The sequence below is a fragment of the Ancylobacter sp. 3268 genome, from assembly GCF_031456575.1.
Lineage (GTDB): Bacteria > Pseudomonadota > Alphaproteobacteria > Rhizobiales > Xanthobacteraceae > Ancylobacter.
On sequence record NZ_JAVDUX010000007.1, the window covers coordinates 238,434 to 263,213 of the forward strand.

Annotated in this window: 19 protein-coding genes; 3 read left to right on the plus strand and 16 right to left on the minus strand. The window is 67.0% G+C overall.

Annotated features, from left to right (window positions below; genetic code table 11):
- The first annotated feature begins 78 nt into the window (after window positions 1-78).
- Window positions 79-1,485 (plus strand): diguanylate cyclase, encoded by a 1,407-nt coding sequence (locus tag J2X65_RS12600; RefSeq protein ID WP_310201441.1) that lies wholly within the window; start codon window positions 79-81, stop codon window positions 1,483-1,485.
- A gap of 6 nt (window positions 1,486-1,491) precedes the next feature.
- Here the strand turns inward: J2X65_RS12600 and fae are convergent, their stop codons facing one another.
- Entirely contained in the window at window positions 1,492-2,031 is a 540-nt protein-coding gene (gene fae / locus J2X65_RS12605) for a formaldehyde-activating enzyme (RefSeq protein ID WP_310201443.1), read from the minus strand.
- 273 nt (window positions 2,032-2,304) lie between these two features.
- On the opposite strand from fae, the gene J2X65_RS12610 reads away from it, so the two are divergent.
- A complete protein-coding gene (locus tag J2X65_RS12610; RefSeq protein ID WP_310201445.1) occupies window positions 2,305-4,665 on the plus strand; it encodes an ATP-binding protein in 2,361 nt (786 codons plus the stop codon).
- 32 nt (window positions 4,666-4,697) lie between these two features.
- Entirely contained in the window at window positions 4,698-5,861 is a 1,164-nt protein-coding gene (locus J2X65_RS12615) for an NAD(P)/FAD-dependent oxidoreductase (RefSeq protein ID WP_310201447.1), read from the plus strand.
- On the opposite strand, the gene J2X65_RS12620 is transcribed toward J2X65_RS12615, so the two are convergent.
- The 15 genes from J2X65_RS12620 to J2X65_RS12690 all read right to left on the minus strand — a co-directional run bounded on the left by J2X65_RS12620 (window position 5,832) and on the right by J2X65_RS12690 (window position 24,551).
- Window positions 5,832-8,813, minus strand: a complete 2,982-nt coding sequence (locus J2X65_RS12620) for a bifunctional [glutamine synthetase] adenylyltransferase/[glutamine synthetase]-adenylyl-L-tyrosine phosphorylase (RefSeq protein ID WP_404977699.1) — start codon at window positions 8,811-8,813, stop codon at window positions 5,832-5,834. The two genes, J2X65_RS12615 and J2X65_RS12620, sit on opposite strands and share 30 nt — an antisense overlap.
- A gap of 49 nt (window positions 8,814-8,862) precedes the next feature.
- Window positions 8,863-10,296, minus strand: coding sequence for an ATP-binding protein (locus tag J2X65_RS12625; RefSeq protein ID WP_310201488.1), 1,434 nt, complete (start codon window positions 10,294-10,296; stop codon window positions 8,863-8,865).
- Window positions 10,280-10,960 carry a response regulator transcription factor gene (locus tag J2X65_RS12630; protein ID WP_310201451.1) on the minus strand — a complete coding sequence of 227 codons (681 nt, stop codon included), beginning with the start codon at window positions 10,958-10,960 and terminating at the stop codon, window positions 10,280-10,282. The genes J2X65_RS12625 and J2X65_RS12630 overlap by 17 nt, the downstream gene beginning before the upstream one ends.
- 274 nt (window positions 10,961-11,234) lie before the next feature.
- Window positions 11,235-12,785 carry a Do family serine endopeptidase gene (locus tag J2X65_RS12635; protein WP_310201453.1) on the minus strand — a complete coding sequence of 517 codons (1,551 nt, stop codon included), beginning with the start codon at window positions 12,783-12,785 and terminating at the stop codon, window positions 11,235-11,237.
- 93 nt (window positions 12,786-12,878) lie between these two features.
- Window positions 12,879-13,370 carry a cytochrome c-type biogenesis protein gene (locus tag J2X65_RS12640; RefSeq protein ID WP_310201456.1) on the minus strand — a complete coding sequence of 164 codons (492 nt, stop codon included), beginning with the start codon at window positions 13,368-13,370 and terminating at the stop codon, window positions 12,879-12,881.
- A complete protein-coding gene (locus tag J2X65_RS12645) occupies window positions 13,367-15,358 on the minus strand; it encodes a heme lyase CcmF/NrfE family subunit (RefSeq protein WP_310201458.1) in 1,992 nt (663 codons plus the stop codon). Before J2X65_RS12645 ends, J2X65_RS12640 begins: the two co-directional genes overlap by 4 nt.
- On the minus strand, window positions 15,355-15,834 hold the full coding sequence (gene ccmE, locus J2X65_RS12650; RefSeq protein ID WP_310201460.1) for a cytochrome c maturation protein CcmE: 480 nt from the start codon (window positions 15,832-15,834) through the stop codon (window positions 15,355-15,357). Before ccmE ends, J2X65_RS12645 begins: the two co-directional genes overlap by 4 nt.
- Before the next feature lie 4 nt (window positions 15,835-15,838).
- Window positions 15,839-16,957 (minus strand): c-type cytochrome biogenesis protein CcmI, encoded by a 1,119-nt coding sequence (gene ccmI / locus J2X65_RS12655; protein WP_310201462.1) that lies wholly within the window; start codon window positions 16,955-16,957, stop codon window positions 15,839-15,841.
- A 229-nt stretch (window positions 16,958-17,186) separates the two neighbouring features.
- Entirely contained in the window at window positions 17,187-17,654 is a 468-nt protein-coding gene (locus J2X65_RS12660) for a glycine zipper domain-containing protein (protein WP_310201464.1), read from the minus strand.
- A gap of 86 nt (window positions 17,655-17,740) precedes the next feature.
- Window positions 17,741-19,126 (minus strand): ATP-binding protein, encoded by a 1,386-nt coding sequence (locus tag J2X65_RS12665; RefSeq protein ID WP_310201466.1) that lies wholly within the window; start codon window positions 19,124-19,126, stop codon window positions 17,741-17,743.
- Window positions 19,126-19,797, minus strand: a complete 672-nt coding sequence (locus J2X65_RS12670) for a response regulator transcription factor (RefSeq protein WP_310201468.1) — start codon at window positions 19,795-19,797, stop codon at window positions 19,126-19,128. The genes J2X65_RS12665 and J2X65_RS12670 overlap by 1 nt, the downstream gene beginning before the upstream one ends.
- Window positions 19,798-19,898: 101 nt before the next feature.
- Window positions 19,899-20,600, minus strand: coding sequence for a lysozyme (locus J2X65_RS12675; RefSeq protein ID WP_310201470.1), 702 nt, complete (start codon window positions 20,598-20,600; stop codon window positions 19,899-19,901).
- 74 nt (window positions 20,601-20,674) lie between these two features.
- Window positions 20,675-22,066 carry an SGNH/GDSL hydrolase family protein gene (locus J2X65_RS12680; protein WP_310201472.1) on the minus strand — a complete coding sequence of 464 codons (1,392 nt, stop codon included), beginning with the start codon at window positions 22,064-22,066 and terminating at the stop codon, window positions 20,675-20,677.
- Entirely contained in the window at window positions 22,066-22,512 is a 447-nt protein-coding gene (locus tag J2X65_RS12685; RefSeq protein WP_310201474.1) for a hypothetical protein, read from the minus strand. Before J2X65_RS12685 ends, J2X65_RS12680 begins: the two co-directional genes overlap by 1 nt.
- Window positions 22,513-22,856: 344 nt before the next feature.
- Window positions 22,857-24,551, minus strand: a complete 1,695-nt coding sequence (locus J2X65_RS12690; RefSeq protein WP_310201476.1) for a hypothetical protein — start codon at window positions 24,549-24,551, stop codon at window positions 22,857-22,859.
- Window positions 24,552-24,780: the final 229 nt, after the last annotated feature.

Genomic DNA, 24,780 nt, shown 5'->3' on the forward strand with positions numbered 1-24,780 from the left:
CTGCCGAACCGCACACGCATGCGGGCATGCAGTCGTGATACTGTTCCGCCAGTGCAGCAGGGAAGACCGTCGACCATCATGGGCGAGAGGACATCCGATGCGTTCGAGCCCCTTCCCACACCGGTCACCGCGCCGGCCTACGAACTGGCGCCGGTCGGGCTCTGCACCCTTGATCCGCAGCGCCGGATTCTCGCCTGCAACCGGCACTTCCGCAGCCTGATCGCGGCAGCGGAAGCCGAACTCATCGGCACCGCTCTCGGCACCTGGCTGCCGGGAGCCGATGCCGTGCTCGATCGCCTGGCGGAGCCCATTGCGGCGAAAGAGGCCGATCTCACCATCGAGCGCGACGACGGGCGGCATGTCCTGCGCTTCGCCGCCGCCCGGCTCGACGACGGCGTGTCCCTGGCGGTCACCGACGTAACCCCCGTGGTCGAGGCGCATGTGGCCCTGCGCCGCGCGGTCGAACGGTCGAGCTTCGCGCTGGACGTCGCCGGCCAATGGGTCTGGGACTACGACATCGTCGCCAATCGCGTCTGGCGCTCGCAGCAATGGAAGCGCGCGCTGGGCTATGCGCCGGGGGAACTCGCCGATCAGGACGAACCCTGGCGCATCGTGCACCCCTCGGACCGTAAGACGGTGCAGGCGGCGATGGCGCAGATCCATGCCGGCACGCGGAGCGACTTCGAGGCCACGTACCGGCTGCGCCACAAGGATGGCAGCTGGCGCTTCATCCTCAGCCGCGGCAAGGTCGTCGACTATACGCCGGACGGCCGGCCGGCCCGCATGCTGGCCACCAGCGTCGATATCACCCTTCAGAAGGAGGTGGAGCGCGAGCTGGAGGCCACCATCCGCCAGCGCCGGGTGCTCGAACACGATCTGATCGTCGCCAATCGCCGCCTGCGGCTGCTGGCGGAGATCGACAGCCTCACCGAGTTGCCGAACCGCCGCAAGTTCGACAAGTGCCTCGAACGCGAGTTCCGGCGCAGCCGGCGCGAGAGGCCCAGCATCGCCCTTGCGATGATCGACGTCGATTACTTCAAGTCGTTCAACGACCTGTACGGCCATCAAGCCGGCGATGACTGCCTGCGTGCGGTGGCCGAAGCGCTGCAGCAGGTGGCCCGCCCCTCGCGGGACATCGTCACCCGTTATGGCGGCGAGGAATTTGCCGCCATCTTCGTCGACCTCGACGCCGCCGAGGCCCTCTCCATCGCCGGGCGCATGGTCGAAGCGGTCGCCCGGCTCGCGGTTCCCCACCGCGGCAGCCCGTTCGGCGTGGTGACGATCTGCATCGGCCTGACGCTGTTCAGCTTCGGCCAGCAGCGCCGGCTGCGCACGCCCTATCAGCTGGTGCAGGCTGCCGACAGGGCACTCTATGTCGCCAAGGAGGCCGGCCGCAGCCAGATCGCCCTTGCCAGCCCGCTGGAGGACGGCCGTTTCGAGACCCGGCTCATCGGGCGCGACGCCAGCGCCGCGCCCATTGGCTGATCGGCGTCAGTAGTCCACCACCCCGTCCAGCGCATAGTGCTTGATCGTCTTGCGGTTGGCGATCAGCTCATCCGCGGTCGGCTTGCCGGTGAGGGCGCGCTCGATGGCGATCTTCATCGCCTCGTAATTGGTGCGGTAGAGATCCTTCTGGTCGAGGTTCGGATCCTCCGGGCAGCGGGGATCGAGCCACACCATCACGATCATGCACAGTTCGTCGGCCTGATCCTTAGGCAGGATGCCCTCGGCCAGGGTGTCGACGATGGCGTCGCCGATCGCCGCCTGCACAACGCCGCCCAGCAGCTCGACATAAGCCGCCGAGGGAATGGTGACCTTGGAGGTCATCATCGTCGCCGGCCGCACCATCTGGTTGAGGTCGCGGATGACGAACATGCGGGTATGGCCCGCCGCCTGGCCCATCATGGAGGCAAAGGCGTGACCGGCGGGGCCGCGAACCGAGCCGATGAGGATCTCCGGCATGGCGTCGGTGAACTGGCCTTCGGCCGCAAGAACCGTCGCTTCGCCGGTGCGGAACCATATATCGGTCATCATTTTCTCCCTTCTGGAGCTTTCTACGCAGCGGCAATAGCATTCCGATCGGACCATCGTCCATGCGGCTGATGCGCCATCCCGGCGTAACTGTCTGACACGACTCGACTTGGGCCGAACGCCACCCCTCAAAGTTGCTGAATCGTTAACTTGACTCCCAGAGACTCTGGACAGGCAGGGGCCGTTTCGATTCAAATCGTCAGTGATTCGGCGGGCTGGGATGGTCACGTCGGGTACTGGGATCAGGGCAAGAATGATTGGGGGAGACCGGCGATGGCACGCGCCAACGCTGCGGGCGCGTCCGTGCGCGTTCAGGCCATGCGCGGTCTGGCTCGCTCGGTCGCTCGACCCGCCTATCAGCGGCTCGTCGATGCCGAACCCTTCATGCGCAGGGCGGTGCCGGCGCTCATCGTCGCCTTCATCGCCATCGTCGCCGTGGCTGCCGTCGTGCAGATCCGTGCCTATCGCGCTGATTCCATCACCGACGCCAAGGACGAGCTGGCGCTGTTCACCCTCGCCGTCGCCAGCGATCTGCGCCAGCATCAGGGGCAGGGACCGCGACAGGCGCAGGGCGGCACCGACCCGGCCGCGCTGGCCGAATCCCTGAAGGCCAGCCTGCCGGTTCGCGCCACCGAGGCGCGCCGACGTTACGCACTCGCCGATGCGAGCGGCAATGTCCGCGCCTCCAGCGACGATAATCCAGACATTATCGCGGATTTCCGCTTCGTCCTGGCCAATGCCCAGGCACTGACGATCTTCGCCGAGAGCGCTGGCGTGCTCGATGTCACGCTGGGCGATGGCCGCGACGCCCTTGCCACGGTCCGCAACATTCCCGGCCAGCCACTGCAGCTGGTGGCCATCCAGCCACTCGCCGGCGCGCTGTCGACCTGGCAGTCGGATACCATCCTCACCGTCACGCTGCTCTCCACCACCGGCGGCGTTCTGCTGATCCTCGGCTTCGCCTTCCATTGGCAGGCGACCCGTGCCCGCGAGGCCGACGGCATCTACGACACCGTCCGCGCGCGCATCGACACCGCGCTGTCGCGCGGCCGCTGCGGCCTGTGGGACTGGGACATGGGCCGCGGGCGCATGTTCTGGTCGGAATCGATGTTCGAGATGCTCGGCCTGGCGCCGCGCGACGAACTGGTCTCCTTCGGCGACGTCAGCGGTCTCGTGCATCCCGACGATGTCGACCTCTACGACGTGGCGAAGGAAATCGCCGACAAGCCGGGCCGCATCATCGAGCGTGTGTTCCGCATGCGGCACGCCGATGGCCATTGGGTATGGCTGCGCGCGCGGGCGGAAGTCGTGCCGCAGGAGAATGGCGAGCCGCCGCATTTGATCGGTATCGCCGTCGACGTCACCGAGGAGCGCCGCCTCGCCGAGCGCACCGCCACCGCCGACATGCGGCTGCGCGACGCCATCGAGAGCATCTCGGAATCCTTCGTATTGTGGGACAGCTCCAACCGGCTTGTGCTGTCCAACTCGAAGTTCCAGACCCTGCACGGCTTCGGCGACACCACGCTCGCGCCCGGCACGCCCTTCGATACCATCGCAACGCAGCTGCGCCAGCCGGTGGTGCGCATCCCGCTGCGCTCCGAGGATCGGCCCGAGGAAGGCGCCCGCTCCTTCGAGGCGCAGATCGAGGGAGGCCGCTGGCTGAAGATCGCCGAGCGCCGCACCAAGGATGGCGGCTATGTCTCGGTCGGCACCGACATCACCACGCTGAAGCGCCACGAAGAGCGCCTGATGGACAATGAGAAGCGCCTGATGGCCCTGGTCGCCGACCTGCGCAAGTCGCAGCAGACGCTGGAGATGCAGGCGCTGCAGCTCGCCGAGCTGGCGCAGAACTACTCCGACGAAAAGACCAAGGCCGAGGACGCCAACCGCGCCAAGTCGGAATTCCTCGCCAATATGAGTCATGAGCTGCGTACGCCGCTCAACGCCATCATCGGCTTCTCCGAATTGATGGAGAGCGGGCTTTTCGGCCCGCTCGGCAGCGAGAAGTACAACGAATACTGCCGCGACATCCGCGATTCCGGCCGCTACCTGCTCGACGTCATCAACGACATCCTCGACATGTCGCGCATCGAGGCCGGCCGCATGCAGCTGACCCTGCAGCCGACCAAGCTCGACGAAATCGTCACCGATGCCATCCGCGTCATGTCGGTGCGCGCCGACGAGAAGAAGCTGGCCGTGGTCTCCGAAGCCGATCCCGAGCTCACGGTAGAGGCCGACAGGCGGGCGCTGAAGCAGATCGCGCTGAACCTCATCTCCAACGCCATAAAGTTCACCCCCGAGCACGGTCGCATCACCCTGCGCACCCGCCGCACCAAGCAGTCGGCGCTGCTGGTCATCGAGGATACCGGCATCGGCATCCCGCGAAGCGCGCTGGCAAAGATCGGCCGGCCGTTCGAGCAGGTGGAAAGCCAGTTCACCAAGACGCACAAGGGATCCGGCCTCGGCCTCGCCATCGCCAAGTCACTCGTGGAGTTGCACGGCGGCACCATGCGCATCCGCTCCTCCGAAGGCGTCGGCACCACGGTCATCATCCGCCTGCCGCTGAATGGCCGCCCCGGCCTGCAGTACCGGAACGCCGCCGGCGAGTTGTCGGACGAGACCGGGGCGAGCTAGTTTCGCCCTCATCGCACACCGGATCGAACTGCATGCCCGCGCCGCATATTGATGAAGCCGTTCCCGTCGATTGCGTGGTGGCGGGCGCCGGGGTGGTCGGGCTGGCGGTCGCGCGGGCTCTGGCACTCGCCGGGCGGGACGTGCTGGTACTGGAAGCCGCAGGCCTGATCGGCTCGGAAACCTCGGCCCGCAACAGCGAGGTGATCCATGCCGGCATCTACTACAAGCCCGGATCGCTGAAGGCCCGCCTCTGCGTCGCCGGCCGCGAGGCGCTCTATGCCTATTGCGCCGAGCGCGGCATCGGCCACAAGCGCTGCGGCAAGCTGATCGTCGCCAATGGCGAGGGGGAAATCGTCAGGCTCGATGCCATCCGCGCCCAGGCCATCGCGTGTGGCGTCACCGACCTGGAGCCGCTGGATCGCGGGACGCTGAGGGAAATAGAACCGGCGCTCAGGGCAGACGCTGCCCTGCTGTCCCCCTCCACCGGCATCATCGACAGCCACGGCCTGATGCTGGCGCTGCAGGGCGATCTGGAAGACCGCGGCGGTGCCCTCGCCTTCAACGCTCCGATCCGCGGCGGCGCCGTCACGCCTGACGGCATCCTCCTCGATGTCGGAGGTGCCGAGCCGATGACGCTCCTCGCCGCGACCTTCGTCAACTGCGCCGGCCATGGTGCCGTCGCACTGGCGGGCGCCATCGAGGGGCTCGACCAACGCCACGCGCCGACGGCCTATCTCTGCAAAGGCTCCTACTATTCCCTGCCCGGCCGCGCGCCCTTCTCACGACTGATCTACCCCGTGCCGGAAGCGGCAGGCCTTGGCGTCCACCTCACATTGGATCTCGGCGGGCAGGCGCGCTTCGGGCCCGACACCGAATGGATCGACACCCTCAATTACGATGTCGACCCGGTCCGTGCCGAGCGTTTCTATCATGCGATACGTCGCTATTGGCCGGCATTGCCGGACGCCGCGCTGATGCCTGCCTATGCCGGCATCCGGCCGAAGATAACCCCGCCAGGCGCCCCCGCCGCCGATTTTCGCATCGACGGGCCGACCGAGCATGGCGTGCCGGGGTTGGTGAATCTGTTCGGCATCGAATCCCCGGGTCTCACCGCCAGCCTCGCCATCGGCGATCATGTCGCGGAAAAGCTGGCGGCGAGCCGAGGCTCAACGTTGCCTCCGGTTCTGCGGGCCTGACAACAGGCGGAGAAACACGCTCCTAACCTCCTGTTGCGTTTCGCGCAGATGCGCATCGAGGGTGGCGAAATCAGGCATCGCGCCCGCGCGGGCCAGCAATTGGCGAAGGGCGGGGCTCGCAAGCGCCGGATCGAACGCGTCGGTCACGGCGAGGCGCAGCACCTGCGTCAGATCGTGCAGCAGGGAGCAGGCGCGGGTGAGCAATTGTGTGTCGACCGGGTCGAGAATCCCCGCCCTCCCCGCACTCGCCAGCACCCGCACCGTGGAGGTCTGCATGATCTCGGGATGTGCCGCGCCATGCGCGAGCACAAGAAACTGCGCGAGGAATTCGAGGTCGACCAAACCGCCTTGGGTGTATTTCAGATCCCAGGCCTGACCATCGCCCTTTTCTTCGGCGATGGCCAAGCGCATGTCGAGGATATCGGCCGCCAGGCGCACCAGGTCGCGCCTGCGGCGCAACACCTCTGAAATCGATTGTTCCACCCGCCCGCGGAAGGCCGGCGCCGCCAGCACCACTCGCGCCCGCGTCAGCGCCATATGCTCCCAGGTCCAGGCCTCCTCAGCCTGATACACTTCAAAGGCCGGCAACCGCGTGGCGATCGGGCCGGCCCGGCCGGAGGGACGCAGGCGAAGGTCGACTTCGTAAAGCCGGCCGGCATTGGTCGGGGTGGTGAGCGCGCTCACCAGTCGTTGGGTCAGCCGGGCATAATATTGCGTGCCGTGCAGCGCGCGCGGACCGTCGGATTCCGGCGCCGCATCGTCGAAATCGTAAAGCACGATGAGATCGAGATCGGAGCCGGCGGTCATCTCGCGGCCGCCGAGCTTGCCCATGGCGAGCACCGCCACCTCGCCTCCGGTCAGCACGCCGTGCGCCTCGCGGAAGCGGTCGATCACCGCCTCGCCCAGAACCCGGATCACCACGTCTGCCAGGCGCGCGAAGGCATCGCCCGCCTGCTCCGCCGGCAGCGTGCCGGAGAGCACACGCACTCCCATCAGCACATGCTGCTCCTGGCGGAAGCGGCGGGCGCGGTCGAGCAAGTCTTCTTCGTCGCTCGCCTCGGCGAGTTGCCCCCGCAGCCGCGCCTCCAGTGTCACCTCGTCCGGCAGCGGGCCGAAAAAAGCGGGATCGAGCAGCGCGTCGAACAGCCCCGGCCGCCGGGCGAGGATCTCGCCAAGCCGCGGCGCGGTTGAAAGAATAGTGGCGAGCAGGCGCACGAGGTCGGGATTGCGGGCCAGCACCGAGAAGAGCCGCAGCCCGGTAGCAAGCTGGCGAAAGAAGCGGTCGGCGGCGATAAGCGCCAGATCGGGCTCCCCCCCGCGCGCCAGCGCATCCAGCAGCAACGGCACGATGGCGGCAAGCCGCTCGCGCGCGGTCGCGTTGTGCAGCGCGCGCGGCTCCCCCGCCAGCCAGCCACGCACAGTGACGCTGGCCTGCTGCGGCTGCTGGTAACCCAGCCGATGCAGCGTCGCCAGCGTCTCACGGTCGTCGGTCTTGGCGGGAAATTCCAGCCGCCCCTCTACGGCAGCACGCGGCGGAGCGTCCTCGAACAGGCGCGCATAGTGACGCTGCACGCGCGTCAGCCGCCGGGTCAGTTCGGCCGCGAACGCCTCGCGCGAAGCATAGCCCATGAAGGCAGCGAAATCCGCCAATAGCTGGGTCTCATCCGGCAGTGTGTGAGTCTGCTCATCGGCGACCATCTGCAACCGGTGCTCGACCCGGCGCAGATAACCATAGGCCTCGCTCAATTCCTCGCGCGCGGACTTGCCGATCCAGCCATCCTCGGCGAGGCGTTCGAGCGCCTCCAGCGTGCGCGGCGTGCGCAACCGGGGATCCCGGCCGCCGGCGATCAATTGCTGAGTCTGGGCAAAGAACTCGATCTCGCGAATGCCGCCGCGGCCGAGCTTGACATTGTGCCCTTCCACGGCCACCGCGTCATGGCCGCGGAAGGCGTTGATCTCCTGCTTCATCGCATGCACGTCGGCCACCGCCGCATAGTCCAGCGAACGGCGCCACACGAAGGGCGCCATTTGCTTCAGGAAGCTCTCGCCGAGCGCGAGGTCGCCGGCGATCGGCCGTGCCTTGATATAGGCGGCGCGCTCCCAGGTGGCGCCCTCGCGCTCATAATAGTCGAGCGCGCTGTCGACCGAGAGCGCGGCCTGCGTCGAGGCTGGATCCGGCCGCAGGCGCAGATCGACGCGCGCCACATAGCCTTCCGGCGTCCGCTCCTGGATAAGCCGCACCAGCTGGCGCGTTAGCCGGACGAAGAAGGGCGCCGCCTCGACATCCTTGCGAAGCGGCGCCTTTACCGGGTCGTAAAGGACGATGAGGTCGACATCGCTGGAATAGTTGAGCTCGCGCGCGCCGTGCTTTCCCATGGCAAGCACCACATAACCACTGGCGCCACGGGTGAATTTCCGCGCCTTGCCGGCGCTGATCGCCTCACGCAGCAGATAGTCGACGGCCGCCGAGATCGCCGCATCGGCGGTCGCGGTGAGTTCGGCCGTGACGGCGGCAAGATCGAACACCTCGCCGATGTCGGCGAGCGCGACGGCGAGCGCTGTCTCGGCGCGCAGCCGCCGCAAGGCAGCCATCACCACGGCCTCATCGGTAGCGGCCTGCACCGCCTCGGCCATGGCCGCGCGCGCGCCGGCGAGACCGGCTGCAGGATCGGTGTCCAGCAGCCGCAGCAAGCGGGCCGGGTCACGACGGATCAGCTCGGAAAGAAAGGGGGAATGGACGCATACATTCGCCAGCACGGCCGCGGCGTCGGGATACGCCGCCAGCTGCCCGGCAAGGCCGTGGCGGATGCTGTCCTCTGCGTTGTCGACCAGAGCCATGAGCGGATGCGGCGCCTTGGGAACATCCGGCAGCCCCACCCCCGCGCGCATGCGGGCCGCCAACCCGTTCTGTTCCTTCCGTGCCGCCTTTCGCCTGCCCTGTCGCTCCGCCATATCGTCCGCGCACCTCCAATTCACCGCCCACTCTATAGGCAAAGAATTGTCAAAGTGCTGCATCGTCCGGTGAGGTAGCGCCAGGATCCGCCACCTCAAGCTCTGCGGGCAGCTCGATCGACACGCGCAGCCCCGGCCCGTTGTCCTCCAGGCGGATCGAACCGCCATGCAGCTGCACCACCGCGGCGACCAGCGACAGGCCCAGCCCCGAGCCCGGCTGGGTCCGGCTCTTCTCCAGCCTTACGAAGCGTTGCAGCACACGTGCGCGCTCTTCGGGCGGAATGCCCGCGCCGCCATCGGCGACGGCAAGACGAACCGTATCGCCCTCGCGGCTGGCGGCGATAACGATGCGGCCGCGTTCACCCGGCATGTCCGGCGCACCGTATTTGATCGCATTGTCCACGAGATTGGACAGCGCCTGCCCGAGCAGTTCCCGCACGCCTCGCACCATCAACGGCCCGTCGATGGCCACGTCGAGATCGAGCCCCTGTTCGTCGGCGAGCGGCTCATAGAGTTCGGCGACGCCCGTCGCCGTTTCGGCGAGATCAACCGGCCGCATCGCCGACTGCCCCTGGCCTGCTTCCACCCGCGCGATCATCAGCAGCGCGTCGAAGGTGCGGATCAAGCCGTCCGATTCGTCGATGGTCTGTTCGGTCGCCGCTCGCCAGTCGTCCTCGGTGCGGGCGGTGCGCAGCGCGTCCTCCGCGCGGTTGCGCAGCCGGGTGAGCGGGGTCTTGAGGTCGTGGGCGATGTTGTCGGATACCTGCTTCAGGCCGATCATCAGCGCCTCGATGCGCTCCAGCATGGCGTTGAGGCTCAAGGCCAACCGGTCGAACTCGTCACCGGTGCCGGCCACCGAAAGGCGGCCGGACAGGTTGCCGGCCATGATGCTCTCCGAGGTAGCGGTCATCTGGTCGATGCGCTTGAGCACCCGTCGCGTGACGAAGATGCCGCCGGCCACACCGAGCACGACCAGCAGCGCCAGCCCCCACACCACCGGGCCGATGATGATCTTGCGTAGTTCCTCGCGCTCGACGATGTCGCGGCCGATCAGCAGCCGGAACTCGCCGGGCAGGTAGATGACATGCACCAGGGCCCGGCTCGGCGGTCGGACCGCATCGTCGGAGCGCAGATAGTCGATCTCCTGCCAGCCTTCTTGCGACAGGAAATTCAACGGCAGGTTCAGCACATTGCCGGCCAGCGGCTCGCCGTTGAAGCTGGTCAGCAGCAAAAGCCCGGCATCGGGCGCGCGCGATCGACGGTTCACCACCTGCACCAGCCGCGAAATGCCGCCGCGCTCGAACTGGCTTTTCATGAAGTCGGTGTCGGCCTGGATGGATTCGCTCGCCTGACGGGTCACAAGGCGCTGCGTATGCCAGCCGAGATAGCCGATGAGCGAGCCGGCAAAGACCGCGAAGACGAGGAGATAGGCGGCGATCAGCTTGAACGCCGTGGTACGGACGAGCCTACCGAGCGATGTCACGAACGACATATCCAGCCCCGCGCACCGTGTGCAGAAGCGGCGGATCGAACCCCTTGTCGATCTTGGAGCGCAGCCGCGAGACATGGACGTCGATCACGTTGGTCTGCGGATCAAAGTGATAGTCCCAGACATTCTCCAGCAGCATGGTCCGGGTCACCACCTGCCCGGCATGGCGCATGAGATATTCGAGCAACCGGAACTCGCGGGGCTGCAGCACGATTTCCTGACCGGCTCGGGTGACGCGGTGCGCCAGCCGGTCGAGTTCGAGATTTGCGACGCGATAGACCGTATCCGCAGCCTGCGGCCCGCCACGGCGGGCCAAGGCCTCGACGCGGGCGAGCAGCTCGGAAAAAGCGTAGGGCTTGGGCAGATAGTCATCGCCACCGGCGCGCAGGCCGGTCACCCGGTCGTCGACCTGGCCGAGCGCGGAGAGGATCAGCACCGGCGTCGCGTCACCGCGCCCGCGCAATTCGGTGATCAACGACAACCCGTCCCGACGCGGCAGCATGCGGTCGACCACCAGCACGTCGTAGCCGCCGTCGAGAGCGAGGGCGAGTCCCTCCTCGCCATCGCCGGCGATGTCGACGATGTGCCCCGCCTCGCGGAACGCCTTGCGCAGATAGTCGGCGGCGGAACGGTCGTCTTCGACGATGAGCAGACGCATGGTGAAGTCTTCAGCGGAGGGACCGCTCCCCGTCGACACGTCGGCGACGTCCGCGGGACGCACCGGCGGCCGAAGGGAATCGGCAGCGGAAGTCGGTTGCGACATGATGTACGGCATAATCAGTCTCCCGCCTATCGTAGAGGTACCGTGCGGCGCTCTTTGCCGTTCCCCGCAAACGACAGACGCGGGAGCCCTTTCGGACCCCCGCGCCATCGGACCGGCTACAACCCAAGGGGCGACGGAACGGACCGCAGCCGGAACCGATCGGGGTCGATCAGCCGCGCTGCTGGCCGAGCGAGATGGCGACGAAACGCGTCCCCTGCTCGGACTTCACGCGCATCAGCACGGCCTTGCGGTTGTCCTTGCGGGCATCGGCGAGGCCGGCACGCACGTCCGCCGGGCTGGAGACCGGCTTGCCGCCGACGTCGAGGATGACGTCGCCCGCCTTGATGCCACGCTCGGCGGCCGGGCCATTCGGGTCGACCTCGGTCACCACCACGCCCTGTTCGCCGGCACCGGCGACGCCCTTGGCGGGAGCCAACGACAGGCCGAGACGAGGAGTGTTGCGGTCGCCCTTCTCCTGCTCGCCGTCCTTCTGGTCGTTGGAGGCGACATCGGTGGGCAGTTGCTCGAGGTTTACCGACACGGTGATCGGCTTGCTGTCGCGCAGCACGCTCAGCTTCACGCTGGTACCCGGCTTCAGCCTGGCGATCTCACGCGACATCTCGCGGGAGTCCTTGATCTCCTTGCCGTCGATGGCGGTGACGACGTCACCCGCCTTCAGGCCGGCCTTCTCGCCGGGCGTATTCGGCTGCACCTGGGCGATCAGCGCGCCCTGGGCATCCTTGAGGCCGAGTGCTTCGGCGACGTCCTCGTTCACCGGCTGGATCTGGACGCCGACATAGCCGCGCGCCACCGTTCCACCGCTCTTGAGGGCGTCCACCACTTCCGACACCGTTTCCGACGGGATGGCGAAGGCGATACCGACATTGCCGCCCGAGGGCGAGACGATGGCGGTGTTCACGCCGATGACTTCGCCATTGAGGCCGAAGGTCGGGCCGCCCGAATTGCCGCGGTTGATCGGCGCGTCGATCTGGATGAAGTCGTCATAGGGGCCGGAGCCGATGTCGCGGCCGCGGGCCGAGACGATGCCGGCGGTCACCGTGCCGCCGAGGCCGAACGGATTGCCGACGGCAACCACCCAGTCGCCGACGCGCGGCGGCGCACCGGCCAGCTTCACCCACGGGAAGTTGTCCTTGCCGTCGACCTTCAGCAGCGCGACGTCGGTGCGCGGATCGGTGCCGATCACCTTGGCCGTGTAGCTCTTGCCGTCGGTGGTGGTCACATCGACCTCGGAGGCGCCATCGACCACATGGTTGTTGGTCACGACATAGCCGTCGCCGGAAATGAAGAAGCCGGAACCCTGGCCGACCACGCGGCCATGGCCCTGCGGGCCGGGGCCACGACCGGGGCCGCCCGGACCACCGGGGCCGAAACCGAAGCGGCGCATGAAGCGCTCGATCTGCGGCGGCACGTTCTGCGCGCCAGGCTCGTCGTCATTGGCCGCCACCTCGTCGGCCGCGTCCTTCTTCACCTTCACGCTCACCACGGCGGGCGAGACCTTCTCGACGATGTCGGCGAAGGAGAAGGTGTTGGTCGGCTGGTTGGTGGTAATCTGGGCGAAGGCCGGGGTCACCGTCTCCGGCATGACGAAAGCGCCGACAGCACCGCCGGCGAGCGCCAGGGTGAACACGCCGGCGAGCAGCCGGCTGCGGCTCTTGCGCAGGGTGGACGTCTTGGTTTCGGGAAGCGCGTTGCGCGACATATGTCTGTCCTCGTTCATCGACCTTCGCTGCCTCTCGGAGAGGCTTGAACGAGAACCTAGATGCCGTCGCCTTAACGCAGGCTGGCTGGGAGCTTAAACATTTGTAATGCTGTCGTCCGGCTTGCACATCAACGCGTCAAACTTCCGCCGTTCTTCGGCCGAGAGCGCGGATACAGGCTCCGGCGCGGCACGGCGACCACGGGCGCGCAGCCAGATCGCAAGCCCGCCGCCGATCAGGATCAGGAACGGCGCGGTCCACAGGATCGCATTGGCCCCATGCCAGGTCGGACGCAGCAGCACGAACTCGCCATAGCGGGCGACAAGGAAATCGAGCACCGCCCGGTCGTCGTCGCCGGCACGTATCCGCTCGCGCACCAGCAGGCGCAGATCCTTGGCAAGCGGCGCGTCGGAATCGTCGATGGACTGGTTCTGGCAGACCATGCAGCGCAGTTCTTTCGACAGCGTCCGCGCGCGCGCCTCCTGCGCCGGGTCGGCGAGCACCTCGTCCGGCTGCACGGCATGGAGCGGCGTCACCCCGGCGACGAGCAGCGCCAATCCGGCAATCAGGCTGCGCACCCGGCTCATTCCGCGGCCACCGGCTTGGCCACTGGTGCCGCCTTGCGCGCCGGTTTCGGCGCGCCGACGCGCAGTCGCCGGTCGCTCAGCGACAACGTGCCGCCCAGCGCCATGATGATGGCACCGATCCAGATCAGCGTCACCAGCGGCTTCCAATAGGCGCGGATGGCAAGGCCCACGCCCGGCAATTCGTCGCCGAGGCTGACATAGAGCTGGCTGAAGCCGAAGGTGCGGATGCCGGCTTCGGTCGTGGGCATGTTGCGGGCGGTGAACAGGCGCTTCGACGATTCGATGCTGCCGACGCTGTTCCCTCCCTGGCGGATGTCGAACACCCCGACCAGTTCGCGATAATTCGGCCCGGTGCGCGGCTCCACGCGGGCCAGCGTCAGTTCGTAGCGCCCGACCGGGAAGCTGTCGCCGACCTTGGCGCCAAGGATCGTCTCATGGTTCCAGCTGGTCTCGGCGACGATGCCGAACAGGCAGACGCCGACGCCCGCATGCGCCAGCGCCGCCCCCATCGCCGCACGCGGTAGGCCCTTGAAGCGTGCGAAGGCAGTCGCTGCCGGCAGTCGGCCGATGCCGGACCGCTCGGCGATGTCGACCACCGCACCGAGGAACACGAAGGCGGCCAGCCCGATTCCGATCGGTGCCAGCGCCGGCCCGCCGCCTTGCGCATAGGCGGCCACGCCGGCCGCCACCAGCCCGAGCAGGAAGGCGAGCATCAGGCGCTGCGCCGCTCCTGCGAGATCGCCGCGCTTCCACGCCAGCAGCGGCCCGAACGGCATGGCGAACACCACCGGCAGCATGAGCGCCCCGATGGTGAGGTTGAAATAGGGCGGCCCGACGGTGATCTTCGCCCCGGTCGTCGCCTCCAAAGCGAGCGGATAGAGCGTGCCGACGAACACCGCCGCCGCCGCCGCGGTGAGCAGCAGGTTGTTCAGCACCAGCGCCCCCTCGCGGGAGATCGGGGCGAAGATCCCCCCCTGCCTCAGGCTGCTGGCGCGGGCGGCGAACAGCGTCAGCGAGCCGCCGATGAAAATCACCAGGATGCCGAGGATGAACACGCCGCGCGTCGGGTCGGTGGCGAAGGCATGTACCGAGGTCAGTACGCCGGAGCGCACCAGAAAGGTGCCGAGCAGCGACAGCGAGAAGGCAAGGATGGCGAGCAGCACCGTCCATACCTTGAGCGCGTCCCGCTTTTCCATGACGACGGCGGAGTGGATCAGCGCCGTGCCGGCAAGCCACGGCATCAGCGAGGCGTTCTCCACCGGGTCCCAGAACCACCAGCCGCCCCAGCCGAGTTCGTAATAGGCCCAGTAGGAACCCATGGCGATGCCCAGCGTCAGGAACGCCCAAGCCCCCAGCGCCCAGGGCCGCACCCAGCGCGCCCAGGCGGCGTCGATGCGCCCGTCGATCAGCGCCGCCACCGCGAAGGCGAAGGTCACCGAGAAACCGACATAGCCGAGATAGAGCAGCGGCGGATGGATCGCGAGGCCGATATCCTGCAGCACCGGATTGAGGTCGTTGCCCTCAGCCGGTGCCGGGATGACGCGGGCGAACGGATTGGAGGTGAGCAGCAGGAAGGCGATGAAGGCAACGCCGATCGACCCCTGCACGCCGAGCACGTTCGCCTTCAGCCGCGCCGGCAGGTTGCCGCCGAACAGCGCGACGGTGGCACCGAAGATCGCCAGCACCAGCGCCCAGAGCAGCATCGAGCCCTCATGGTTGCCCCAGGTCCCGGTGATCCGGTACAGCAGCGGCTTCAGCGAATGCGAGTTCTCGACGACGTTCAGCACCGAGAAGTCGGAGCGGACATAGGCGCTCACCAGCACCGCGAAGGACAGCGCGACGAAGCCGCAAAAGGCCAGCGCCAGCGAAGGCCCCACCCGCATCAGCGCCGCGTCATTGGCGCGGGCGCCCCAGATCGGCAGCACGGTCTGCAGGATCGCGACGGCGAGCGCCAGCACCAGCGCGTAATGGCCGATCTCGGGGTTCATGGCACGGAGTTCCCTTGGCTCGCCTTGATCGGTGCGCCGTTGGCGCCCTCCTGCCAGACACCCTGCTTCTTCAGCGCCTCGACCACCTCGCGCGGCATGTATTTCTCGTCATGCTTGGCGAGAATGCTGTCGGCGGTGAAGCTCATGGGGCCGGTCAGCTTCCCTTCCGCGATCACCCCCTGCCCCTCGCGGAACAGGTCCGGCAGAATGCCGACATAGGCGACCTCGACATCCGCGCCGCCGTCGGTGATGGCGAAGCGCACATGCACATTGTCGCTTTTCACCACGCTGCCGTCCTTCACCAGCCCGCCGATCCGCAGCCGCGTGCCCGGGGCCGTGTGCTCCTGCGCGATCTCGCTCGGCGAGCGGAAGAACACGATGGTGTCGTTGAGCGCGAACAGCACCAGCGCGGCGGCGACGGCCAGCACGCCAAGCGCGGAGGAGATGAGGACGAGGCGGCGGCCCTTGCGGGTCATTCGTTCAACTCCCGAGCCCCAGTTCGCGGGCAAGCGCATCGATGCGGCCGAGCGCCTGCGTGTCGGCGGCAAACTGTACCCGCGCCTTGGCGGCAGCGGCTCGTGCCTCGTCGCTCTCGCCGAGCACGTTCCACGCCCGCATCAACCGGAGCCAGCCATCGAGATCATTGCCGTTCTCGGCAAGCCGCTGCGACAGCCGGTCGACCATGCCGCGCACCATGGCGCCGCGTTCCTCCGCGCTCATCTGCTGCGCGGCGACGATATCCTGCGCGCTGGGCCCGGGCGCGGGGCTGACGGGCACGCCCACCCGCGCCAGCGCGGTGGCCAGCATCGGCTGCCAGGGCGCGTCGGGCGGCGAATCGGCGGCGAGCGCCGACCACATCGCCGCCGCCTCCTGCGGCCGGCCGTCCTGCTCGGCGGCGAGGCCGAGGAAATAGCGCGCCCGCGGATCGGTTGGATCGGCCGTCCGCGCCGCCTCGAACGCCGCCTTGGCCTCGGCGGTGACGACGCCGCCGGATTGCGCCAGCAGCGCCTCGCCGAGCCCGTTCTGCCGCCGGGCATCGGAGCCGTTCAGCCGGATGGCGTTCGTCCACGCCCGTGCCGCGTCCTCGAAGCGTCCGACCCGCATATAGACCGGCGCGATCACCTCATAGCCGCGGCCGTCGTCGGGGTTGGCGGTCAGGTGGTCCTCGACCCGGCGCACCAGAATGGCGACATCCGCCTGGCCCGGCTGCGCGTCGAGCCGCGCCGCCAGCGGCTGGCCATCCTGCTGCGGCGATCCGAGCGCGAAATACAGCCCGCCGGCAAAGAGCGGCACGCCGACGAGCGCCACCACCGCCGCCACGCGTCGCCGGCGGTCGCCGCCGCTCGCCACCATCTCGGCGGCACCGGCCTCGGCGACGCGCAGCATGCGCCGGGCAAGCTCGGTGCGCGCGGCCTCGCCCTCGGCGGCACCGATCAAGCCGGCGGCGCGGTCCCGCTCGATCTCGGCCAGTTGGTCGCGATAGACGGCGAGATCGGCCTGCCCGTCGCAGACGCCGTCGCCGGCGCGGGGACGCAGAGGCCAAAGCACCGCCATGATGGCGGCGGCGGTCATCAGGGATATGGCCAGCCACAGCAACATTAGTTTTCCTCTAATGCGCTCAGGTAGCCGACGCAGCGGGCGCCGCCAATCCGTAACAACCTCGGTCCGATCGACGCAGCCTCACAGTCACGCGAGAAATCGGGCGGCGCTCACGCGACTGTGAGGCGGCGCACAAGCAAAAACCGCCCGCCGGCATAAGCCAGCGGGCGGCAAGATCGATGGAAGCATCCACCAACCCGATCGATCCGGACCGATCGGGGGACCGCATTCAGCCCGCCACCGGCGCCCAGGTTCCGTCCGGGTTGCGGCAGGCGGTGCCGCGCGCGGTCTGCGGCTGGCCGTCGATATAGATGGTGTGGGTGAACTCGCGGCAGCGCGGCGAGGCGCCGCGGGCATAGGTCGGGCCTGGCACGATGGTGCCGTAATTGCCGTTGTCGCCGCGCCAGCTCACCGGTGCGCCGGGATTGCCATATTCCAGCGCCTGCATCTCCGCCTGCTGGGCGCGCTGGCGGTCCTGTTCGTCGAGCGCGCTGCCGATGGCGCCGCCGATCAGGCCGCCGGCCAACGCACCGATCGCAGCGCCCGCCACGTTGCGGCCGGCAATCGCGCCGATAACGCCGCCGGCAAGGGCACCCGTCGCGGCACCGCCGACCATGTTGGGATTTTCCTGCGTGGCGGTGCAGCCGGCAAGCGTGGCGCCGATCAGCGCAACGGCGACGAATTGGGTAACGCGCATCAAGAATCCCTTCCGAAAATTCCCCAGACCAGAGCGGTGCGGCGCAGATGGCGTGAGGATTTGGGCAAAACCGCGGCTGCACCGTCTCATACGGCCGGCAACCGCACCACACAGCGTAACCCGCCGAAAGGCGATCGGTCGAGCGCGAGCGATCCGCCATAGAGCCCCACCAGCTCCGACACGATGGACAGCCCCAGCCCCGAGCCCGGCTGCGTCTCGTCGAGGCGGCGCCCGCGCTTCATCGCCTCGCCGCGCTGCACCTCGGTGAGTCCCGGCCCGTCGTCGTCGATGGTGATCTCAAAGATTGCCCGCCGGCCCGGCCCCTCGACCGCCGGCCGAACGCTCACCTCCACCAGCGTGCGCGCCCATTTGCAGCCATTGTCGACCAGATTCCCGACGATCTCCTCCAGATCCTGCCGCTCGCCGCGAAAGCGCACGCCGCCGGCGACCTCTGTCTCCACATCGATGCCGCGCCGGCGATAGACCTTGCCGAGCGAGGCCACCAGCTTCTCGACCACCGGCCCCACCTCCTCCACCGTGGTGACGACCTGGGCGCGGGCGGCGATGCGCGCACGCTCCAGATGATGCGCCACTTGGCCCTTCATCACCTCCGCCTGCTCCTGCACCTTGGTGGCGAGCACCGAATCGGGCGTGCCGGCCAGCATCCGCCCCGCCTCGTTCTGCAGCACCGAGATCGGCGTCTTCAGCGCATGGGCGAGGTTGCCGACATGGGTCCGCGCGCGCTCGACGATCTCGCGATTGGTGTCGATGAGCGCGTTCATCTCCGCCACCACCGGCGCCACCTCGACCGGGTAGTCGCCCTCCAGCCGTTCGGCGCGCCCCTCGCGCACGGCGGCGAGGGCGGTCAGCATGCGCCTGAGCGGCCGCAGCCCGAACAGCACCTGGAATGCCACCGTCATCAGGAAGACGAGGCCGAGCACCGCCAGCGTCACCAACAGCGCGGTATCGAACCCCTCGACCTCGTCGTCGATCTCGCCGGCATCGGCGGCAACCGCGATGGCATAGCGGCCGTCGTCGCCGAGATCGACCACCCGTTCGACGATGCGCAGCCGCTGGTCAGCCGGCCCCTTCGCATAGTCTTCCCGAAGACCGGTGAGATCGGTTCCGGTGCCCTTGTCGACCAGCAGCGGCAGCGTGCCCTCGGGCATGGAACGCGAGGTTTTCACCTCCTTGGCCGTGCGGTCGAGGCGGGTGATCTGCCAGTACCAGCCGGAAAGCGGAAACGAGAAGATCGGGTCGCCGAGCGTCGTCGGCTCCGGCATCTGCCCGGCGGTCGAATTGGCGACGTCGGCGACGATGGTTTTCAGATAGACGTCGAGCCGCCGGTCGAAGGCCCGCTCCACAGCCTGCTGATAGGCGGTGGACAGCACGAAACCGGTCACGGCGAGCACCGCCACGATAACCAGCGTGGCGGAGACGAAAAGCCGGAGCGCCAGCGAGCGCGAACGCATCAGCGCGGCGGGTCCGGCATGGCGAGCAGGTAGCCGAGCCCACGCACGGTCTGGATCACGTCGATGCCGAGCTTCTTGCGCAGGCGGCCGACGAAGACCTCGATGGTGTTGGAATCGCGGTCGAAATCCTGGTCGTAGAGATGCTCGACCAGCTCAGTGCGCGACACCACCCGCCCGGCATGGTGCATCAGATAGGCCAGCAGCCTGTATTCGTGCGAGGTGAGCTTCACCGCCTTGCCATCCACCGTCACCCGGCCTGAGCGGGTGTCGAGCATCACGGGCCCGCAGGTCAGCTCGCTGGCCGCATGCCCGGCGGAGCGGCGCAGCAGTGCGCGCAGGCGAGCGAGCACCTCCTCCATGTGGAAGGGTTTCGCCACATAGTCGTCGGCCCCGGCGTCGAAGCCCTGCACCTTGTCGCTCCAGCGGTCGCGGGCGGTGAGGATGAGCACCGGCATCTTCTTGCCGTCGCGCCGCCAGGCTTCCAGCACCGAGAGCCCGTCCATCTTCGGCAGGCCGATGTCGAGCACCACCGCGTCATAAGGCTCGCTGTCGCCGAGAAAGTGCCCCTCCTCGCCGTCATGCGCGCGATCGACGGCATAGCCGGCATCGGTCAGCGCTTCGGTGAGCTGGCGGTTGAGATCGGGATCGTCTTCGACGACGAGCAGACGCACGGGCAGGCCCTTTCACACGACGAATCGCCGCGCGCCGTTGCGGGCGCGCGGCTCGTGCGAGGGAGCATGCCATTGCGGCATCCGCTTGTCAGGCGAGCGGATCAGGCCAGCCCCGCATCCTCCCGGGCGCGACGCAGGGCACCATGGAGCGCGACGGCGACGCCGAGCACGGTCAGTGCGATGAAGGCGTGTTTGGCGATCTGCGACGCTTCGGTGAAGGGCGAGAGCTGCCGCGCCGCTTCCGCCACCGCCGCCCCGACGGTGCCGAGCGACGCGGCAAGCGTCGCCTTGCCGGCGGTGGTGGCGGTTGCCGCCGCCTTGGCGGCGGGCGCGACATAGTTGGAGGCGACGAACTCGCCTTTGGCCCATAGTCCCGCCTCCGCGGCACGGCGATTGGCGAGGCCCGCGAGCACCCGGCCGCCCGCCTTGTTCCACTTGGCGAGTTCGCCCGGCACCGCGGCATGGTTGCCGGCGTTCAGCTTCTTGAGCAGCGTCGAGCGGCGGAAATTCCCCGGCCCGACATTGAAGCAGAACGAGACCAGCGCGGCGAACTGGTTGTCGGTGAGCCGCACCGTCACCGCCGCCTCGACCGCCGCCTCATACTGGACGAGGTCGGCACGCAGCATCGCCTCGGCCTGCGCCTCGGTGATCTTCAGCCCCCGCTTCACCGCCGGCGGCCCGGCGTCGTCGGTATGGCCGTAGCCGATGGTCCAGACCCCCACCGGATCCTTGTAGGCCGTGAGCCGCCTGCCCTCCCATTGCTTGATGAGGGCGAGGCCCGCCTCGTTCACGTTGCGCGGCATGGCGATCTCCTGATGCACCGGCACAAAAAAACCGCCCGGAGGGCGGCGGCGAACCAACGACAGGCCGACGGCGGTCAGGCGAATTGCGACACGTCGATGGCGCCGGACGCCGCCACCGCCAGGTTGGCGAAGCGCGTCGGGTGGATGCCGTCGGTCGTGTAGGTGCCCGCCGCGCCGTCGACCTTCCACTTGCCGGAATTGCGGCTGCTCTCCAGCACGTCGGCGACGTCGAACACGCCGTAGAGCGGGTGGCCGGTCTCGCCGGCCCGCACGGCGCCGGTGGCACCGATCGCCGCCGGCGCGCCGGCGAGGATCGGCGCCCGGTCGCGCAGCCAGTCGTTCAGCTGCTCGCGCACCCCGTCGCCGGAGATCGAGAAGTTGGTGCGCGCCGTCTGGTTCGCCAGCGTCGCCCAGCTGTCGGTCGAATTGGTCTCCGGCGTGATCGTGGTCTGGAACAGGCGGGAGCCGGATCGCGCGCTCTGGCCGCCGCGCTCCCACAGCGCCAGCATGTTGGCCTTTATCCCGCCCAGGCTGGCGCCGCCGGCGATGCTGTTCACCCCGTGCTCGAAGATGATGTTCTTCACATAATGGGCCAGCGACAGGCGCTTGGCGCAGCTCTTGAGGATGGTCTCGATATCGTCGCCGGCCATGGCGCCGCTGATATAGGCATGGGTGCCGGACACCGCGCGGCCGATCAGCCCGAAGCCGCCGTCGGTGGCGTCGGCGGCGGCATAGGAATCGCCGGTGCCCTCGACGATGCTGTCGCCGATCCCCAGCACGCCCCCATGGGTGGTGCGGGCGATGATGCCGATCGGCCAGGTGCCGACCGAGCGCGTGGCGGGATCGGGCGTGCCAAAGCGCCGCGTCAGGTCGCCGACACGGGCGGTCGAACCGGTCGAGCCCTCGGCCGCATAGTCGTTCTGGCGAAAATTGGCGTGGATGTAGCCGGTCGAGCTGAACAGGGCGATGCGTATCTTGATCTCGGTTCCGGCTGGCAGGCTGATCGGCAGGAAATCGGTGCAGATCTCGCCGCCAGCATCCATGAAGCCTTGCGACGCCCCGTTGAACGTCATCAGCACCAGCATGCCGGCGGGATATTCGATCGAGACCGAAACCGCGGTCTGCGCCTGGACCGCGGTCTCGAACTTGTCGCCGTTGCGCATGGCGAACCAGTTGGGAAGGCGCACCGCGAGTTCGGTGACATCGGCGCGCAGGGTGTGGCGGTTGCGGGTGAACACGCTGATGCCGCCATCCGAGGCCTGCGCGGTGGCGATGCGGCAATTGGTGGCGACCTGGCCGTAATACTCGCCGCCGCCCCGCAGCGGATAGCTGGCCGCATTGGCCGGCAGCGCCCCGGAGAGGCTGCGGATTGAGGCCAGGGAATGCCGCCCCCAATAGCCGTCCACGTCATGCCCGACGAGATGGGTGAGCGCGCGCTGCGGCGCGAGTTCGATTTCGCCCGACATCAGCTGACCTTTCCTGAAAGTTGCGAATGGGAATCGTCCGGCGATCGGCCGGCGAGAAGGGAGGCGCCCTCGGGCTGGCGGCCGGCGAGCAGCACGCGGCCGGTCGAGGGCTCGGGGTCGGGGCCGCCGGGCGCGGTGAGCACCAGCGTGCTCAGGGCGAGGCGCACCCGGCCGCCGGAGAAGACGCCGCCGATGGCAGAGACGGTGACCGCCGTATCGGCATAGAAGGCCTGCGGGCCGATGACGCCGATATTGGTGGAGCCGATCGCCCCGCCGAGCCCGTCGCCGAACTTGCCCGCCTCGCCGGCGGTCCCGATGCGACAGGCGCTGGCGCCGGTGATGGCCACGAGAATACGGCTGGCCACGCCGAGGCAGATCGCCCGGTCGGGAATGACAAGCGCGGTCGTCACCGAGGCGCCGGCAAGGTCGACCTCGGTCTCGTCCACCTATAGGGGGGCTGTTCATTTTGCAGGGAAGAACGGCCTGCCGGAGAGGCCTCAAGCCCGCGCGACGCAACGGATTGCGGGCGGTAGAGCGTGGGGCTCACCTTTTGCAGCGAGCCGCCATTCGCGACCATAATCGCCGGCTTCTTTTGCAGCGGCGATCAATCGGCGGCCGCAATCGATCAATTGGCCGTTGGTCTAGGGGCGAAATTGAAGCGTGCTCTTGAAAGTGCGTCGCCACCTTATGGTGCTGCAGGAGTCGCTTTCGGGGGAAGCGGAATAACCGCTTCGGGAAGCTATGCGAGAAAGCGGACATTCATCGATCGACAACTCCTAAACATTTTGTATCAGGCAGCAGGCACCTCGACACCGAACTTGCTCACCCGGAGACGGTTGATTTCGCTTTCCCTTCCCAGTCTTTGCAGGGCCTCAATCGCTTTCGTGGTGATGCTCGACATCCTGGGATCTGGGTTACCGACGTTCCGGAAGTAAGTCAGACCGTAGACGAGAAGTCGTAGCTGCTCACCCTTTGCCTCTTTAATCGCTTTGTAGAAGTCCTCGGCCGTTTTCTGGTCCAGATAATCGAGATCGCTGTTATCCCAACCGCTCTGCCTGACGATGGATGTCGCCACTTCCTCAAGTGTCCTATTGTCTGCAAACTCGGCCGCCTTACTCGCGAACGCGGCTTTGACATCGGGATCTTCGACATTGAAACGGGGCAATATCGGGTCTCCGACCCAGAACTCCTTTCCTTCCCCTCTACTCCCGATATAGGCGGCGATGATGTCATTGGTGCCTTCGCCATGACCAAGTTGCTTCAGGGTCGCGATTGAGGCCGACAAATTGCTTGGACTTATCGCTACAGCGTTTTCGGCTATCGACTGCTTTAACGCTTGCGCGAACTCCTCGCCGTTGTCATCGAAAGAGTCATGGTAGATGTCCCATGCTTTCGTGAAAGCAGCGTCTTTGTCATTCAGGTCGAGCTGGGCGGCTATAAGGTCAGCCTCCCTCTTGATGAGCTCATCCGCATAAACACCAGTGCGAATGCTATTGAATACGACGAGATCAAGGCCATCGACCTTCAGGAATCGGTACCGACGAAGAAGCTCGGCGTGCTGGATCTGCTCAGGGGTCTTTTCCTCCTTATTGCCGAAAAGGTCTGAATAGGGGCGGTTCTTCAAAATCGTTTCCAGTGGAGGAGCGTCGTTCGGCTGATAGAGGGCAAATGCAAAAAGGCATGCGCTGTGGAAAGCCTGACTTATAACCCGCTCGTCGTACCCTTTCAGCACCTCTTCAAGCCGTTCACATATCCGGAGACTTTTGAACACCGTGCGAAGGTTCGTGATCCCCAACGTGGTCGCATATTCGGCAACAAGCCTACTCCTCAGCGTTGAGCGGTTCGGTATTGCAATTTCGATCGCCTCTGCGGAGGTCGGGTCGTATTCAAGGTTTATGTCGATGACTTTCTCCAGTTGCACGCGGAAATCGTCAGCATCCTGTTCCTTCAAGGCATCACTGTTCAGCAGAAGGACAACCTTACAGCGCTTCTTCTCTTTGAGGAACGAGATCAGACCTAGAACGTCTTTGAGATCGAGGCCATCGCTCATGCGCTCGAGATCGTCGAAACACACGATCTGGTCCCGTACATCCAGGAAGCCGGCTTCGACGAGGCCGCCGTAATCGGCCACGACTGGAACGCCGCGGATGATACCTATCCCGGCCCTCCATTTGGAGGCGAGTTGCGCCACCCGCTCGGAAATGCTGCTGAAGGTGGCTTCCAGATCTTTCGTCTCTCTGAAGGAGGCCGCTCCAACGGTATGTTCGAATACCGACTTTCTGACATCGCTGAGGGTCTCGAGTCCAAATAGGGAGACGTAGGCATACTTTTGCGGGCTGACGGTGTCGTTCCCGAAAGCTTCTGCAAGCAGGGCATCCCAAGTGTAGGTCTTGCCGACGCCCCATTTTCCCCTCAGGCAGAGCGCTAACTTATCGTCTGATTTTAGGAAACGTCGAATCTCATTCTTGACTTGATCTGAACTCATCCGCCCCTCCCGCTGCTGCAACTTGTCGCACAAACTACATACTCGTAACAACGAAAGCTTATCGAGAAAATCGCAGCCAACGACCCGGCATCCGGTGAAAAGCTGACGGTAGAGTTCTGCCTAACTACCGGCTTAGAGCGCCTAACAAAACCGTTTGTTAACCATGTCGGCTTGAGTTTGGCTTCATGGTGAAGAAGCTGCTTCCGGATGATTTGTGGGCGGAGATCGC

What these genes read in the sequence shown, in the direction of transcription:
- J2X65_RS12665 (WP_310201466.1), bottom strand. Translation starts at nt 19,126, where the DNA reads ATGCGTTCGCGCTCGCTGGCGCTCCGGCTTTTCGTCTCCGCCACGCTG.
- J2X65_RS12615 (WP_310201447.1), top strand. Translation starts at nt 4,698, where the DNA reads ATGCCCGCGCCGCATATTGATGAAGCCGTTCCCGTCGATTGCGTGGTG.
- J2X65_RS12620 (WP_404977699.1), bottom strand. Translation starts at nt 8,813, where the DNA reads ATGGCGGAGCGACAGGGCAGGCGAAAGGCGGCACGGAAGGAACAGAAC.
- ccmE (WP_310201460.1), bottom strand. Translation starts at nt 15,834, where the DNA reads ATGACCCGCAAGGGCCGCCGCCTCGTCCTCATCTCCTCCGCGCTTGGC.
- J2X65_RS12660 (WP_310201464.1), bottom strand. Translation starts at nt 17,654, where the DNA reads ATGCGCGTTACCCAATTCGTCGCCGTTGCGCTGATCGGCGCCACGCTT.
- J2X65_RS12645 (WP_310201458.1), bottom strand. Translation starts at nt 15,358, where the DNA reads ATGAACCCCGAGATCGGCCATTACGCGCTGGTGCTGGCGCTCGCCGTC.
- ccmI (WP_310201462.1), bottom strand. Translation starts at nt 16,957, where the DNA reads ATGTTGCTGTGGCTGGCCATATCCCTGATGACCGCCGCCGCCATCATG.
- J2X65_RS12610 (WP_310201445.1), top strand. Translation starts at nt 2,305, where the DNA reads ATGGCACGCGCCAACGCTGCGGGCGCGTCCGTGCGCGTTCAGGCCATG.
- J2X65_RS12635 (WP_310201453.1), bottom strand. Translation starts at nt 12,785, where the DNA reads ATGTCGCGCAACGCGCTTCCCGAAACCAAGACGTCCACCCTGCGCAAG.
- J2X65_RS12680 (WP_310201472.1), bottom strand. Translation starts at nt 22,066, where the DNA reads ATGTCGGGCGAAATCGAACTCGCGCCGCAGCGCGCGCTCACCCATCTC.
- J2X65_RS12690 (WP_310201476.1), bottom strand. Translation starts at nt 24,551, where the DNA reads ATGAGTTCAGATCAAGTCAAGAATGAGATTCGACGTTTCCTAAAATCA.
- J2X65_RS12600 (WP_310201441.1), top strand. Translation starts at nt 79, where the DNA reads ATGGGCGAGAGGACATCCGATGCGTTCGAGCCCCTTCCCACACCGGTC.
- J2X65_RS12675 (WP_310201470.1), bottom strand. Translation starts at nt 20,600, where the DNA reads ATGCCGCGCAACGTGAACGAGGCGGGCCTCGCCCTCATCAAGCAATGG.
- fae (WP_310201443.1), bottom strand. Translation starts at nt 2,031, where the DNA reads ATGACCGATATATGGTTCCGCACCGGCGAAGCGACGGTTCTTGCGGCC.
- J2X65_RS12640 (WP_310201456.1), bottom strand. Translation starts at nt 13,370, where the DNA reads ATGAGCCGGGTGCGCAGCCTGATTGCCGGATTGGCGCTGCTCGTCGCC.
- J2X65_RS12630 (WP_310201451.1), bottom strand. Translation starts at nt 10,960, where the DNA reads ATGCGTCTGCTCATCGTCGAAGACGACCGTTCCGCCGCCGACTATCTG.